Genomic DNA, 13,940 nt, shown 5'->3' with positions numbered 1-13,940 from the left:
AATTCTTTATTAAGGCTTAAACCAAATCTTTAAATGTGCTTAGTTCAACGTGATCTCTAACGCCAAACCTCTTAGTTCGTGAACCAATACATTGAATGATTCAGGAATATTTGGTTTTGGAATAGCATCACCTTTAACGATCGCTTCATACGCTTTCGCTCGACCAATCACATCATCCGATTTAACTGTCAGGATCTCTTGAAGGACGTGAGACGCACCGAATGCTTCTAGTGCCCAAACTTCCATTTCTCCAAATCGCTGACCACCGAACTGCGCCTTACCACCCAATGGTTGCTGCGTGATCAATGAGTAAGGTCCAATAGACCTTGCGTGCATCTTATCATCAACCAAGTGACCAAGCTTCAACATGTAGGCAATACCCACCGTCACCGGCTGATCGAATCGCTTACCTGTTAATCCATCATACAAGTGAACTCGTCCGGCAGAAGGTAAACCAGCTTTGGCCAATTCAGCCTCTACTGCTTCCATGCTCGCACCATCAAAGATCGGTGTTGCATATTTTTTACCTAATTCAAGACCAGCCCATGCCAAGATCGTTTCGTAGATCTGACCGATGTTCATCCTTGAAGGAACACCAAGCGGGTTCAATACGATGTCCATTGGCGTACCATCTTCCAAGAAAGGCATGTCTTCTTCTCTTACGATCTTCGCGACAACACCCTTATTTCCGTGACGACCAGCCATTTTATCACCAACTTTTAGCTTACGCTTCTTAGCGATATAGACTTTAGCCAACTGAACAATACCAGTAGGCAATTCATCTCCAACCTCAATGGTAAATCGAGAGCGTTTGAACTCACCCATGATCTCATTTCTCTTCAGATTGTAATTTCTTACCATCTTCACGATCAGGCCATTGGTATGCTCATCGCTTGTCCATCCGTCCAAGTTGAGATCAGCGATCAAGTTCACTTCCTCTTGTACAGAGTAGTTTGACTCATCTCTGTAGACATTCTTTTCAGGGAAAAGATTATTAGAGATGTTCGCTTTGTTGAACTTCACTCCTTTAGAGATGATCTCATCTCCAAACTTGTGCTTCACACCTTCCGACACTTTGCCTTCCAACAACTGAACTAATTTTTCAATCATTTCAGCTCTTAGCGCCAATAGGTCTTTCGAGTATATCGCCTTCAATGACTCGACCTCTTTCTTAGATTTCGCTCTGAGGTCTTTGTCCTTCTTAGGTCTTGAGAACAACTTAGTGTCGATCACTACCCCTTTCAATGAAGGAGAGGCTTTGAGTGAGGCATCTTTTACATCACCTGCTTTGTCTCCGAAAATCGCTCTTAACAACTTCTCTTCAGGAGTTGGATCAGTTTCACCTTTTGGGGTGATCTTACCGATCAAAATATCGCCCTCTTTGATCTCAGCTCCAACGCGAATGATTCCGTTTTCGTCCAAGTTCTTGACGGCCTCTTCCGATACGTTCGGGATCTCTGAAGTCAATTCTTCTTCGCCTCGTTTCGTATCTCTTACTTCTAATTCGTATTCGTCAATGTGGATAGAGGTGAATACATCATCCCTTACCACGCGCTCAGAAATTACGATGGCATCCTCGAAGTTGTACCCTTGCCATGGCATGTACGCCACGCGTAGGTTTTTTCCTAGAGCCAATTCGCCATCTTGAGTAGAGTACCCTTCACAAAGCACCTGACCCTTAACCACTTTATCGCCTTTGACAACGATTGGTTTCAAGTTGACACTGGTGTCTTGGTTAGTTCTTCTGAACTTAACGAGGTTATATGTTTTGAATTCATGATCAAATGATACGAGCTTATCTTCATCAGTTAAGTCGTATTTGATCACAATTTTAGTTGCATCAACGAAGTCCACAACGCCTGACTCTTCTGCAATCACCAAAGACCTAGAATCCCTAGCAGCTCTTGCTTCTAAACCTGTACCGACAATCGGTGCTTCAGGCTTCAACAATGGCACAGCTTGACGCTGCATGTTCGATCCCATCAACGCACGGTTGGCATCATCATGCTCCAAGAAAGGAATCAATGAAGCCGCCACGGATACGATCTGGTTCGGAGCCACATCCATGTATTTGAGCTCTTTTGGCTCAACAACAGGGAAGTCACCTTCAAATCTCGCTTTTACACGATCATTTTCGAATTTACCATTGTCCTTGATCGGTGCATTTGCCTGTGCGATATTATGCGTATCCTCTTCCTCAGCGGTTAGGTAGATCACGTCTTCTGACATGTTCACCACACCATTGTCCACCTTACGATAAGGAGTTTCGATGAAGCCCATGCTGTTGACTTTTGCATGCACACAGAGTGAAGAGATCAACCCAATGTTTGGTCCTTCAGGAGTTTCGATCGTGCACAGACGACCATAGTGTGTATAGTGCACATCTCGTACCTCAAAACCGGCTCTTTCTCTAGAAAGACCGCCTGGTCCTAAAGCAGACATTCTTCTTTTATGCGTAATCTCTGCCAATGGATTCGTTTGATCCATGAACTGAGATAACTGGTTTGTACCAAAGAACGAGTTAATGACAGAAGAAAGCGTTCGAGCGTTGATCAAATCAACTGGTTTGAAATCTTCGTTGTCACGTACATTCATACGCTCTTTAATGGTTCTTGCCATACGGGCCAAACCAACACCGAATTGCGCATAAAGCTGCTCTCCAACTGTTCTTACCCTTCTGTTCGACAAGTGGTCGATATCATCCACCAATGCTTTTGAGTTGATCAAACCGATCAAGTACTTCACAATGGAAATGATGTCTTCATTGGTCAATACCAATTTCTCTGAATCGATCTCTAGGTTCAACTTCTTGTTGATCCTGTATCGACCCACCTCACCCAAATTGTATCGTTTGTCTGAGAAGAATAGTGACTGAATAATGTCACGTGCTGTTTGCTCATCAGGAGCCTCAGTATTTCTTAACTGACGGTAAATTTGCTCAACAGCTTCTTTTTCAGAGTTCGAATTGTCTTTTGCAAGGGTGTTGTAGATGATGGTAAAATCAGCGATGTTGATGTCATCTCTATGCAAGATGATGGTCTCAGCACCTGATTCTAAGATCAACTCCATGTCCTCGTCATTGATGACATGATCTCTTTCCAACAATACCTCATTTCTGTGAATAGAGACTACTTCTCCAGTATCCTCATCCACGAAATCTTCCACCCAAGTCTTCAACACACGTGCAGCCAATTTTCTACCGACGGCTTTCTTCAAATGAGTTTTGTTTGCTTTGATCTCTTCTGCTAAGCCAAATAGGTCGAGGATATCCTTATCTGTACCGTATCCAATTGCGCGCAATAGGGTAGTTACAGGGAATTTCTTTTTTCTATCGATGTAAGCATACATTACGCTGTTCACATCGGTTGCAAATTCAATCCAAGAACCTTTGAAAGGAATAATTCTGGCTGAATAAAGTGGCGTTCCGTTCGTGTGTTTACTCTGTGCGAAGAACACCCCTGGTGATCTGTGCAATTGAGAAACGATCACTCGTTCTGCACCATTGATGACAAATGAGCCCTTTTCGGTCATGTAAGGGATATTCCCTAAGAACACCTCCTGCTCAATCGTCTCGAAATCCTCGTTGTCCTCGTCATTACACGTCAAACGAAGTTTTGCCTTCAACGGCACCGAGTAAGTCAAGCCACGGTCGATGCACTCATCTACGTTATATTTCGGAGGATCGACCAAGTAGTCGATGAATTCCAAAACGAAATTTTCTCGTGAGTCGGAAATAGGAAAGTTTTCAGAGAATACTTTGAATAACCCATCCTGAGTTCTCCTTTCGGCAGGAGTTTCCAACTGGAAGAAATCTTTAAAAGATCTAACCTGTACATCAAGAAAGTCAGGATAATCCAATACCTTCTTTATAGATGAGAAGTTGATTCTGTCTGATTGATTTGCTAGAATAGCCAAGACTTATATTGTTTTTGTTACCAAAATTTCTGCACTCATTCAAGTGCAAAATAAAAGAGAAATGTACCTTTTAAGTACAAACAGGAAAAGACCCGTAATCCCGATCCCGAAAAAACGGGAACGGGACTAGGGCCATTCCTAAAAGCCATTTATTGATGGCTTGTCAAATTACTTAAGCTCTACTTCAGCTCCAGCTTCTTCAAGCTGCTTTTTCAGTGCTTCAGCTTCGTCTTTTGCAACTCCTTCTTTGATTGCTTTAGGAGCGCTGTCTACGATTTCCTTAGCTTCTTTCAATCCAAGACCAGTCAATTCTTTCACTAGTTTTACTACTGCTAGTTTAGAACCACCTGGAGATTTCAATACCACATCGAATGCTGATTTTTCTTCAGCTGCGCCTTTGTCACCGCCGCCAGCAGCAGGACCAGCAACCGCTACAGCCGCAGCTGCAGGTTCGATACCGTACTCTTCTTTAAGGATATCAGCTAACTCATTTACCTCTTTAACAGTCAAGTTTACTAACTGCTCTGCAAAATCTTTCAAGTCTGCCATTTTTGTATTTGTTGTAATGTTTTAAAATCTGTTTTGTTATTAATTTTCTCGCTCAGAGAGCGTTTGAAGAATTCCCGCCAATTTGCCACCTGATCCTTTAAGACCAGAGATAACGTTCTTAGCTGGAGATTGAAGTAAGGTTATTACTTCGCCAATTAGCTCAGCCTTAGACTTAAGCGTACTTAGCATATCCAGGGTTTCTTCTCCAATAAAGAGATCAGTATAGATGGAAGCGCCCTTCAATACTGGAGACTTACTGCCTGATTTCTTTCTAAACTCTTTGATTGCTTTTGCAGGAAGGTTCGCATTCTCACCTGAGAACATGATTCCTGAAAAACCTCTGAGTACCGACTCGTCAAAAGGTTTATAGTCTGTATCCATTTGCTCAAGAGCTTTCTGGATCAAGGTGTTTTTCACCACCCTGTATTCTATTCCTTTATCAAAGCACATTCTTCTCAAATCATTGGTCTGTGCAACCGACATTCCGGATGCATCCGTGATGTAGAAGTTATCGTTCTGAGAAAACTTCTCAACCAAATCATTAATGATTATCGATTTTTCTTCTCTTGTCATGCTATACCGGAAATTGAGTTTTTATCAACTTTAATACCTGGACTCTGCGTTGAAGAGATATTGATACTCTTAAAGTATGTTCCTTTTGCAGAAGCTGGTTTCAATTTATTGATTGTCTGAAGCACCTCTTGCGCATTGTCAGCGATCTTCTCCACTGAGAAGGAAGCCTTACCAATGCTGGCATGAATAATACCTGTTTTATCAACCTTAAAATCGATCTTACCACCTTTTACATCCTGAACTGCTTTCGCAACGTCCAATGTCACGGTTCCCGACTTCGGATTAGGCATTAAGCCTCTTGGGCCCAACACTCTACCTAGTCTACCTACCTTAGCCATAACTGTTGGCATAGTGATGATCACATCAATGTCTGTCCAACCACCTTCGATCTTCTCGATGTAGTCATCTAAACCTACGTAATCCGCACCAGCTTCTTTCGCCTCCTCTTCTTTGTCAGGAGTACAAAGCACCAACACTTTGACCTCTTTACCAGTACCATGTGGAAGGGCAACAACGCCTCTAACCATTTGGTCGGCCTTTCGAGGATCCACACCTAAACGTACATCAATGTCAACTGAAGCATCGAATGTGGCGCTATTGATTTCTTTCAATATGCCCGCTGCTTCTGACAAAGGATATAGCTTAGTAGGATCGTATTTACTTAAAGCTTCTTTTTGCTTTTTTGTCAACTTTGCCATCTGTCAAATCTTTAGTTTTCCCAAGGTGCTGCACCAGTTACTTTAATACCCATACTTCTTGCAGTACCTGCTACCATTTTCATAGCTGATTCTACCGTAAAAGCATTCAAGTCTGGCATTTTCACTTCAGCGATTTCCTTGACTTGATCCCAAGTTACACTGCCCACCTTTGCTCGGTTCGGTTCCGCAGAACCCTTCTTTTTCTTAGAAGCTTCTAACAACATCACCGGAGCCGGAGGAGTTTTGATCACAAAATCAAACGATTTATCAGAGTAGATGGTCACGAGTACTGGAAGTACTTGGCCCATTTTGTCCTGAGATCTCGCATTGAATTGCTTACAGAACTCCATAATGTTCAATCCTTTTGCACCAAGTGCAGGACCAACTGGTGGAGACGGGTTGGCTTGGCCACCCCTTACTTGCAACTTCAGATAACCAGAAATTTCCTTAGCCATCTTAATCTTCTTTTTCTACTTGCATGTAACTTAATTCAACAGGAGTATTTCGACCGAAGATCTTAACCATAACATTAAGTTTTCTTCTCTCTTCGAATACCTCCTCAATTGTACCCGTAAATCCACTGAAAGGACCATCCATTACCTTAATGGTCTCTCCAACTATATATGGAGTATCTAGTTGCTCGTCAAATTCATCAATCTCCTCAACCTTACCTAAAATACGGTCGACTTCAGCTTGACGTAATGGAACTGGCGGTGTGGAAGCATTGCCAGCTTTTTGACCTAGGAACCCTATGATACCCGGGATATTTTTGATCAGGTGAGTTACCTCACCATTGCTTAGATCTGCTTGAACCATGACATAGCCAGGGAACATGTTACGATCACGTGAACGCTTTTTTCCGTTACGGATTTCATAAACCTTTTCAGAAGGAATCATGACCTGCGGAATAAACTTGGAGAAGTTTTCTCTATCAACTTCGTTTTCTAAGTATTCCTTGGCTTTTCGTTCCTGTCCTGAAACTGCTCTCACCATGTACCACTTGAGTTCAGACATATCCTAAGCTCTTTATCTTATAAATTATAAAACCAATCCATGATGTTATCGAAGCCTAAATCGATCAGACCGATCAATAAGGCAAAGATTAACGAAGCGACTAATACCAAGACTGAACTGTTTTGCAATTCAGACCATTTCGGCCAGCTTACCTTGTGTCTCATTTCATCTACTGATGACACCACAAACGATTTAATCTTACTCATAGATTTAGTTCTATTCTATATTTTGCACGGGCGGTAAGATTCGAACTCACGACCCTTGGTTTTGGAGACCAATGCTCTACCAGCTGAGCTACACCCGTGTATGTTATAAATACTCCTCCACTTATTGGAAAAGCCGTTTTACATCACTCGCTTACACCGAGAATTCGTTGGTCTACATCGCAACAGCGCCCGCAAACGGGCTGCAAATGTAGAGAAATTTATTTAACGAAACAAACGCGCTCCCGGAAATCGAGAACGCGTTTGATATCATTGATCCTTAAAAGTTAAGGAGATTAGTCTAGGATCTCAGTTACCTGACCAGCACCTACGGTTCTACCACCTTCTCTGATAGCGAAACGAAGACCTTTTTCAAGAGCAACAGAGTTGATCAAGTTTACTTCGATCGTTACGTTATCACCTGGCATTACCATTTCGATGTCTGCAGGAAGTTTGATCTCACCAGTAACGTCAGTTGTTCTTAAGTAGAACTGAGGACGGTACTTGTTAAAGAATGGTGTATGACGTCCACCTTCTTCTTTTGACAACACATAGACTTCAGCTTTGAAGTGTGCGTGAGGAGTTACTGAACCTGGCTTACAAATGATCATACCTCTTTTGATATCTGATTTCTCGATACCTCTAAGCAATAGACCAACGTTATCACCTGCTTCACCTCTGTCCAAGATCTTACGGAACATTTCAACACCTGTGATGGTAGACTTCATGCCTTCAGCACCCATACCAATGATGTCAACAGGGTCACCAGAGTTGATTACACCTCTTTCGATTCTACCAGTAGCAACAGTACCACGACCAGTGATCGAGAATACGTCTTCTACAGGCATCAAGAAGTCTTTATCAGTCAAACGCTCAGGAAGAGGAATGTACTCATCCACAGCAGTCATCAAGTCTTCGATTTTACCTACCCATTTGTCATCGCCATTCAATCCACCAAGAGCAGAGCCCTGGATCACAGGAATGTCATCACCTGGGAATTCGTAGAACGATAGCAATTCTCTAACTTCCATTTCCACTAGTTCAAGTAGTTCTTCGTCATCTACCAAATCTACTTTATTCATGAAAACAACAAGCGCAGGTACACCTACCTGACGTGCAAGAAGAATGTGCTCTCTAGTTTGAGGCATTGGTCCATCAGTTGCTGCTACCACAAGGATAGCACCATCCATTTGAGCGGCACCAGTTACCATGTTCTTCACGTAATCCGCGTGACCAGGACAATCCACGTGAGCGTAGTGTCTGTTCGCAGTTTGATATTCTACGTGAGAAGTGTTGATAGTAATACCTCTTTCTTTCTCTTCAGGAGCATTGTCGATTGAAGAAAAGTCTCTTAGTTCAGCAAAACCAGCTTTTGCAAGAACGGTTGTAATCGCTGCAGTTAAAGTGGTCTTACCGTGGTCAACGTGACCGATAGTACCAATATTAACGTGCGGCTTGGAACGGTCAAAGGTTTCTTTAGCCATGATTTAAAATTAGTTAATATTAATGTTTACAATTAAGTCTTAATTACAAAATATTGAGCCAATGACGAGATTTGAACTCGTGACCTCTTCCTTACCAAGGAAGTGCTCTACCCCTGAGCTACATCGGCTTGCTATTAGGCTACAAGGCTAACTCATAGCTTAACACTTGAGCCTTGTCTTGCAACCCAAAAGTTGAGCGGGTGACCAGGTTCGAACCGGCGACCTACAGCTTGGAAGGCTGTCGCTCTACCAACTGAGCTACACCCGCTTGTGCTCCGTAACTTTAGCGAAGGAGTACAAGCTCTTTCTCGTTACGAAACTGACATCCTTCGCCGAAGCTTCAGATGTCACTGTGGGGGGAGCAGGATTCGAACCTGCGAAGTCATAAGACAACGGATTTACAGTCCGTCCCAGTTGGCCGCTTTGGTATCCCCCCAACTAGTTAAATTCAATAAAATTATGAACGCTTTTCCCTCTCCCAATTGCGAAAGGGATTGCAAAATTAGACCCTTTTTCTTTTTATTCAAACATTCTGAAAAAAAAGATACCTAGGAAAAGAGACTGCCGCACAAATACCCCAATGCATGCCATAAACATCTCTTTAACCCGAAAATTTTCTAGGCACGAAAAAAGCAAACAGCGGACGCTCAACCTTCAACAAACCAAATTGTTCTCTATATTTGCATGGCTTCTTACCCCTGCGATTTTGTTTGGTGTGAAGCTGACAGAACAAACCCTTTCATAATGTTCCGAACCCAAAACAAAGCCGGCGATCAACTCAATATCTCCTTTGAAAAAGGAAGCCTCCTGATCAATGGATCGCCCATACAAATTTCCTTTACTAATGAACGCAACGGGAACTTCATCATTCATACAAAGGATGAGCACATCGCCGCGGAAGTATTGGAAGTCAACGAGGCCAAGAATAAATTCCTGATCAAGATCGCCAATGGCTTTTATCCCATTGAATTAAAAGACGATACCGACATCCTGCTCGAGTATTTGGGCATGACCCATTTGCAGCAAGTGGTTATCAAAGACGTGAAGGCACCGATGCCCGGTTTGATCTTGGACATCTTGGTTCAAGTGGGTCAAGAGGTAAAGAAAGGTGACCCCTTGATGATATTGGAAGCCATGAAAATGGAAAATGTGTTGAAGGCTACCGGAGAAGGCACCATCACATCCATTGTGGTGGAAAAAGGGCAAAGTGTAGAAAAAAATAGTATACTTATAAAATTTTAGCATCGTTTCTATGGCGTACAAAAGAGTGCTGTTAAAGCTAAGCGGAGAAGCCCTGATGGGCGAACAGAATTATGGTATTGATGTTGCACGGCTGGAGCAGTATGCCAAAGAGATCCAATCGGTCCACGAACAAGGCATTGAGATTGCCATTGTTATCGGAGGAGGTAATATCTACAGAGGGGTTCAGGCGGAACGATCGGGAATCGATCGGGTTCAAGGGGACTACATGGGCATGCTGGCCACCGTGATCAACGCAATGGCCATACAAAGTGCCTTGGAGAAAAACGGGATGTACACACGGTTGATGTCAGGCATTAAGATGGAAGCAGTTTGCGAACCGTACATCAAACGACGAGCGGTACGCCACCTTGAGAAGGGACGAATCGTAATTTTCGGAGCAGGCATAGGCAATCCCTACTTCACCACTGATTCAACGGCCAGCTTGCGCGCCATTGAAATAGGTGCGGATGTTGTGCTCAAGGGAACACGAGTAGATGGTGTATATTCGGCGGACCCTGAAAAGGACCCCAATGCCACAAAGTTTGATCAGTTGAGTTTTGCTGAAGTGATCAAAAAAGGATACAACATCATGGACATGACGGCATTTACTCTTTGTCATGAGAATAATGTGCCGATCATTGTGTTTGACATGAACAAAAAAGGAAATTTATCAAAACTTATTTCTGGAGAACAACTAGGAACTTTAATCAGCTAACTAAATGGAAGAGATCGAACTTTATTTGGATACGGCAAAAGAGATGATGGACGCTGCTGTTGATCATGCAAAAACCGACTTGGGAAAAATCAGAGCAGGCAAGGCCATGCCCAGCATGCTGGATGGACTCATGGTAGAATATTATGGTGCCATGACGCCCTTAAATCAAGTGGCTTCTATCTCCACCCCTGACGCACGCACCATTTTTATCAAACCTTGGGAGAAGAGCATCATTGGCGATATTGAAAAGGCCATCATGAATTCAGATCTAGGGTTCAATCCTCAGAACGATGGGGAGAACATCATCATTTCTGTTCCACAGTTGACTGAGGAGCGTAGGATACAGCTGGCGAAGCAGGCAAAAGCCGTAACAGAAAACGGCAAAGTAAGTGTGCGGAATGCGAGAAAAGATGCTAACGATGAACTCAAGCGACTGCTCAAAGAAGGCGAAGGCGTTTCTGAAGACCTGATCAAAAGTGCGGAAGACGATGTACAGGAATTGACCAATAAATACGTCAAGATCATGGACGACCTACTCGAGCACAAGGAGAAGGACATCATGACCGTTTAATGGGTTTACCCCTCATTAAAAAGCCATGCATCGGATGTTGCATGGCTTTTTTTGTGTTAGATTCTAAAACAGAACAGTTTTAGCGCTTACCCGGCTTATACGTCTCTTCCGCTCTGGCTTCAACATCCTGTCTGTAAAAAGGTACGTCTTTGAATTGCATGTCCGCGTAGCGCTGGGCTTGGTCGTAAAAATGAGGTGAATTCGGATCGCCGCTCTGACCGCCTGCCAACATGCTTTTGGCCTTCACTTGATCACCAAATTCGACCATGGCCACGAAGCTGTTGCCTCGATAGCCATAAATGCGTTTTGTATTCTCCCCTGCTCTAGCTCCAAAAGCAGCCAAGGCTCCCCAACGGGCTGTGGTCATCCCCACAGGGATCGAAGGTTGGTCGTCGTCGTACTGAAGATCCATATCGCCAGACAATCTTTGGAAGCGATTGTATTCTCCCCAAGGAGTTTCCCAAGTACCAAAATCCGCTACGATCTGGTCGTACGCTTTTTCGAATATCTCCACACGCTTTGTCATCGGTAAGCCTGTTCCGTACCAGTGAAATCTTTCATTACCATCTAGTCTTTCAGGATTACCACCATCGCGATATAATTGCATCCCATAGAAATGTGCCAGCGTCATGGCTACAGACTCTTTACTAGTAGTTAAATCCCAATTCTCTAGCGTCTTGATTGCGCCAGCCAATTTTCGAGGACCGCCAACTCTTTTGTATGCTTCGACTAGTCCCGGGATCACCTTTTCAAAAGCCGGCAAATAAGGGTCGTGTGCTAGATCGATCAAGCCATCAACGGTAAGGTCTTCCATTTCAGAAAGCACTTGAACGGCATGAACCCCTCTGAAATTCTCTTGATCCGGGGCCATGTAGGTTGGGTAATCCTTAGGGTCGGGGCTATAAGCTCCTGCCGCGGTAAATGGCGTAGAATTACAGTTCTGGATCCAGCCATTGTCAGGGTTAACAATGGTAATGATGTCCTCTAATTCGTGCATTCCCTGCCAGTCCGTTCTTGGATCTGAACCATCGACGGGTCTTGAGTAATCAAACTGAGGATCTCTTTTTGGTATGAAGTCTCCGTGATAATAGGCTATAGTGCCATCCTTATCTGCATACACCGTATTGTTGGATGAGTTCCGTCTGATCTTCATCATTTCCCAGAACTCGTCATGATTCTTGGTTTTGGTTCTTGTGTAGGACTGTACCAAGGCATCAATAGGTTCCCAATTGAGTGCAGTCGCCACCCATTTATCCCCTAGTTTTCCCGTGATCGGGCCATGATGGGTTCTGTACATCGGGAAGGTACGCTCCTTCATTTCGTTTCCGTCCTTGTATTTCAGGGTCACTTCCGAGGTCCACACATCTCGCCATTCCTCGCCAAACTTGTATTGCAACTTCCCCTCTCGCTCTTCAACGGTTTCCAGGAAGTCATCCTTGAAGTCAACACGAGTCGAGGTGTGCATCCATCCATTGTATTCGTTAAACCCTTGATAAATAAAGAATTGCCCCCAAGTAGTTGCTCCATAGGCGTTCAATCCTTCTTCACTAACCACTTGAGATTCCCCTCTAAAATAGAAGGAAGTGTGTGGGTTGATCAATAGCATGGCATCACCTGAAGCCGTATGTTGGCCTGAAATAGCAAAACCGTTCGATCCTTTTGGCTCTTCGGTCATGTCCTCTTCCTCCACAAAATCCACCATTGCCGTCGCCTCATTTTCTCCATAAAATGCACGGATGCCTCTGGTGGAGATCGATTCAATATCGCCTCCAATAGAGCCTTCAAAAAAGAATAAGGGAAACCAAGGTTCGAAACGGGTGAGTACCTTTGGCTGTATTTCAGGGTGCGTATGGAGGTAGTAATTGATGCCATCAGCATACGCCTGACATAATTCCTTCAACCAATCAGGAGCGGTCGCATACATTTGTTTTGCCTCGTCTATGGTCATGTACAACCTAGCCCTCAGGTCCGAATAGAGCGCCTCCTCTCCTTCCGCTTCAGCCAATCGACCCATCGCCCAGTAATAATTGCGTTCTACTCGTGGAAAATCGTCTTCACATTGCGCATACAACATCCCGAAAACGGCATCGGCATCGGTTTTGCCATAGATGTGCGGAACCCCAAAGTCATCACGAATAATGGTTAGGCGTTCTGCGGTGGTTTCCCAACGCTCAATTTCGTTGGGTTGCATGCCACAGGCAGCAAGAAAAAGCAGTAAACTAAGTGCAAAGAGTTTCTTCATCGGTTTAAGATTTACTCCAAATTAGACCGATGAGTCAGAAATAAAAATGGAAATTTTGCGAATGGTTAGTCTTCCATCTTCGTCAAGGCAATGGTCAATTCGATCAGTTCATCCATGCTGGTGACTGAGCCCATGTTTACCTTGTATTTATCATTCACTACCAGCGTGGGAACGGAAGTAATGCGTCGCTCAAGCCATAGTTCTGCCATGTCTTTTGCCTTTTGATTGATCTCCGAATCAGCAAAAAGTTGGTCATAGGTATTAGCGTCCACATCATTCAGCAAGAAGATGTTCTTGATCGCCTCCTCAGAATCCATCGGCTCTCTTTTCACGTGAATGGCAGCAAACATTTGCGGGCTGACTTCTTCCGTAATGTCCAATTCGTTCATGATCACATAGGCCTTCACCATGGCCATAGCGACCAATGAATCGTCTTGAGGAATATAGCTGACATGCGATTTTTCGAAAGGCACTTTGATGGCCGTCTTGACCGTGTCTACCCAGGCTTCAAATTGAAAACAATGCCCGCAGTAATGCGAGAAAAACTCCGTGACTTTGGGCTCAGCAGAAGCTTGAGCACTTACTATTTCATAATGCTGCCCTTCGATCCACTTCGTTTCTTCCTTTTTTTCGGTTTGGGCACAAGCGACAGAAATGACCATCAACACCGCTACACTAGCAAAGACCTTCTTCATTTTTCAAATTTTTCACGAATCTAATAGAAAAGATAGGCT

At 43.7% G+C, this 13,940-nt stretch carries 13 protein-coding genes and 4 tRNA genes; 3 read left to right on the top strand and 14 right to left on the bottom strand.

The window, feature by feature from the left end; genetic code table 11:
• Positions 1 to 39 precede the first annotated feature (39 nt).
• The 12 genes from rpoB to AC2D6U_RS00520 form a co-directional block, all read right to left on the bottom strand.
• Entirely contained in the window at positions 40 to 3,915 is a 3,876-nt protein-coding gene (rpoB, locus tag AC2D6U_RS00575; protein WP_484718988.1) for a DNA-directed RNA polymerase subunit beta, read from the bottom strand.
• A 168-nt stretch (positions 3,916 to 4,083) separates the two neighbouring features.
• A complete protein-coding gene (gene rplL, locus AC2D6U_RS00570) occupies positions 4,084 to 4,464 on the bottom strand; it encodes a 50S ribosomal protein L7/L12 (RefSeq protein ID WP_484718987.1) in 381 nt (126 codons plus the stop codon).
• 39 nt (positions 4,465 to 4,503) lie between these two features.
• Positions 4,504 to 5,037, bottom strand: coding sequence for a 50S ribosomal protein L10 (rplJ, locus tag AC2D6U_RS00565; protein ID WP_484718986.1), 534 nt, complete (start codon positions 5,035 to 5,037; stop codon positions 4,504 to 4,506).
• Positions 5,034 to 5,735 carry a 50S ribosomal protein L1 gene (gene rplA, locus AC2D6U_RS00560; protein WP_484718985.1) on the bottom strand — a complete coding sequence of 234 codons (702 nt, stop codon included), beginning with the start codon at positions 5,733 to 5,735 and terminating at the stop codon, positions 5,034 to 5,036. The genes rplJ and rplA overlap by 4 nt, the downstream gene beginning before the upstream one ends.
• 11 nt (positions 5,736 to 5,746) lie before the next feature.
• On the bottom strand, positions 5,747 to 6,190 hold the full coding sequence (rplK, locus tag AC2D6U_RS00555) for a 50S ribosomal protein L11 (RefSeq protein ID WP_484718984.1): 444 nt from the start codon (positions 6,188 to 6,190) through the stop codon (positions 5,747 to 5,749).
• Between the two features lies 1 nt (position 6,191).
• Positions 6,192 to 6,749, bottom strand: coding sequence for a transcription termination/antitermination protein NusG (gene nusG / locus AC2D6U_RS00550; protein WP_484718983.1), 558 nt, complete (start codon positions 6,747 to 6,749; stop codon positions 6,192 to 6,194).
• A 17-nt stretch (positions 6,750 to 6,766) separates the two neighbouring features.
• A complete protein-coding gene (secE, locus tag AC2D6U_RS00545; RefSeq protein WP_484718982.1) occupies positions 6,767 to 6,955 on the bottom strand; it encodes a preprotein translocase subunit SecE in 189 nt (62 codons plus the stop codon).
• Between the two features lie 25 nt (positions 6,956 to 6,980).
• Positions 6,981 to 7,053, bottom strand: a tRNA-Trp gene (locus AC2D6U_RS00540).
• Positions 7,054 to 7,248: 195 nt separating this feature from the next.
• Positions 7,249 to 8,436 (bottom strand): elongation factor Tu, encoded by a 1,188-nt coding sequence (tuf, locus tag AC2D6U_RS00535; protein WP_484718981.1) that lies wholly within the window; start codon positions 8,434 to 8,436, stop codon positions 7,249 to 7,251.
• 56 nt (positions 8,437 to 8,492) lie between these two features.
• Positions 8,493 to 8,564, bottom strand: a tRNA-Thr gene (locus AC2D6U_RS00530).
• A gap of 67 nt (positions 8,565 to 8,631) precedes the next feature.
• Positions 8,632 to 8,704: transfer RNA gene (locus AC2D6U_RS00525), tRNA-Gly, on the bottom strand.
• An 85-nt stretch (positions 8,705 to 8,789) separates the two neighbouring features.
• Positions 8,790 to 8,872: transfer RNA gene (locus AC2D6U_RS00520), tRNA-Tyr, on the bottom strand.
• 308 nt (positions 8,873 to 9,180) lie between these two features.
• Between AC2D6U_RS00520 and AC2D6U_RS00515 the strand changes: the two genes are divergently transcribed.
• The 3 genes from AC2D6U_RS00515 to frr are packed head-to-tail and all read left to right on the top strand — an operon-like array spanning position 9,181 to position 10,964.
• On the top strand, positions 9,181 to 9,678 hold the full coding sequence (locus tag AC2D6U_RS00515) for an acyl-CoA carboxylase biotin carboxyl carrier protein subunit (RefSeq protein WP_484718980.1): 498 nt from the start codon (positions 9,181 to 9,183) through the stop codon (positions 9,676 to 9,678).
• Positions 9,679 to 9,688: 10 nt separating this feature from the next.
• Positions 9,689 to 10,393, top strand: coding sequence for a UMP kinase (gene pyrH / locus AC2D6U_RS00510; RefSeq protein ID WP_484718979.1), 705 nt, complete (start codon positions 9,689 to 9,691; stop codon positions 10,391 to 10,393).
• A gap of 4 nt (positions 10,394 to 10,397) precedes the next feature.
• On the top strand, positions 10,398 to 10,964 hold the full coding sequence (frr, locus tag AC2D6U_RS00505; protein WP_484718978.1) for a ribosome recycling factor: 567 nt from the start codon (positions 10,398 to 10,400) through the stop codon (positions 10,962 to 10,964).
• A 79-nt stretch (positions 10,965 to 11,043) separates the two neighbouring features.
• Here the strand turns inward: frr and AC2D6U_RS00500 are convergent, their stop codons facing one another.
• On the bottom strand, positions 11,044 to 13,206 hold the full coding sequence (locus AC2D6U_RS00500; protein WP_484718977.1) for an acylase: 2,163 nt from the start codon (positions 13,204 to 13,206) through the stop codon (positions 11,044 to 11,046).
• A gap of 65 nt (positions 13,207 to 13,271) precedes the next feature.
• A complete protein-coding gene (locus tag AC2D6U_RS00495; protein ID WP_484718976.1) occupies positions 13,272 to 13,901 on the bottom strand; it encodes a thiol:disulfide interchange protein DsbA/DsbL in 630 nt (209 codons plus the stop codon).
• Positions 13,902 to 13,940: the final 39 nt, after the last annotated feature.

It is taken from the genome of Roseivirga sp. YIW32 (assembly GCF_057219245.1).
The sequence above is the reverse complement of the archived record's forward strand: the minus strand, read 5'-3'. Positions and strand labels throughout refer to the sequence as shown.

Coding starts and splice junctions, on each gene's coding strand:
- rplA (WP_484718985.1), bottom strand. CDS start 5,735: ATGGCAAAGTTGACAAAAAAGCAAAAAGAAGCTTTAAGTAAATACGAT.
- AC2D6U_RS00500 (WP_484718977.1), bottom strand. CDS start 13,206: ATGAAGAAACTCTTTGCACTTAGTTTACTGCTTTTTCTTGCTGCCTGT.
- AC2D6U_RS00515 (WP_484718980.1), top strand. CDS start 9,181: ATGTTCCGAACCCAAAACAAAGCCGGCGATCAACTCAATATCTCCTTT.
- AC2D6U_RS00495 (WP_484718976.1), bottom strand. CDS start 13,901: ATGAAGAAGGTCTTTGCTAGTGTAGCGGTGTTGATGGTCATTTCTGTC.
- tuf (WP_484718981.1), bottom strand. CDS start 8,436: ATGGCTAAAGAAACCTTTGACCGTTCCAAGCCGCACGTTAATATTGGT.
- pyrH (WP_484718979.1), top strand. CDS start 9,689: ATGGCGTACAAAAGAGTGCTGTTAAAGCTAAGCGGAGAAGCCCTGATG.
- rplJ (WP_484718986.1), bottom strand. CDS start 5,037: ATGACAAGAGAAGAAAAATCGATAATCATTAATGATTTGGTTGAGAAG.
- nusG (WP_484718983.1), bottom strand. CDS start 6,749: ATGTCTGAACTCAAGTGGTACATGGTGAGAGCAGTTTCAGGACAGGAA.
- rplL (WP_484718987.1), bottom strand. CDS start 4,464: ATGGCAGACTTGAAAGATTTTGCAGAGCAGTTAGTAAACTTGACTGTT.
- frr (WP_484718978.1), top strand. CDS start 10,398: ATGGAAGAGATCGAACTTTATTTGGATACGGCAAAAGAGATGATGGAC.
- rplK (WP_484718984.1), bottom strand. CDS start 6,190: ATGGCTAAGGAAATTTCTGGTTATCTGAAGTTGCAAGTAAGGGGTGGC.
- secE (WP_484718982.1), bottom strand. CDS start 6,955: ATGAGTAAGATTAAATCGTTTGTGGTGTCATCAGTAGATGAAATGAGA.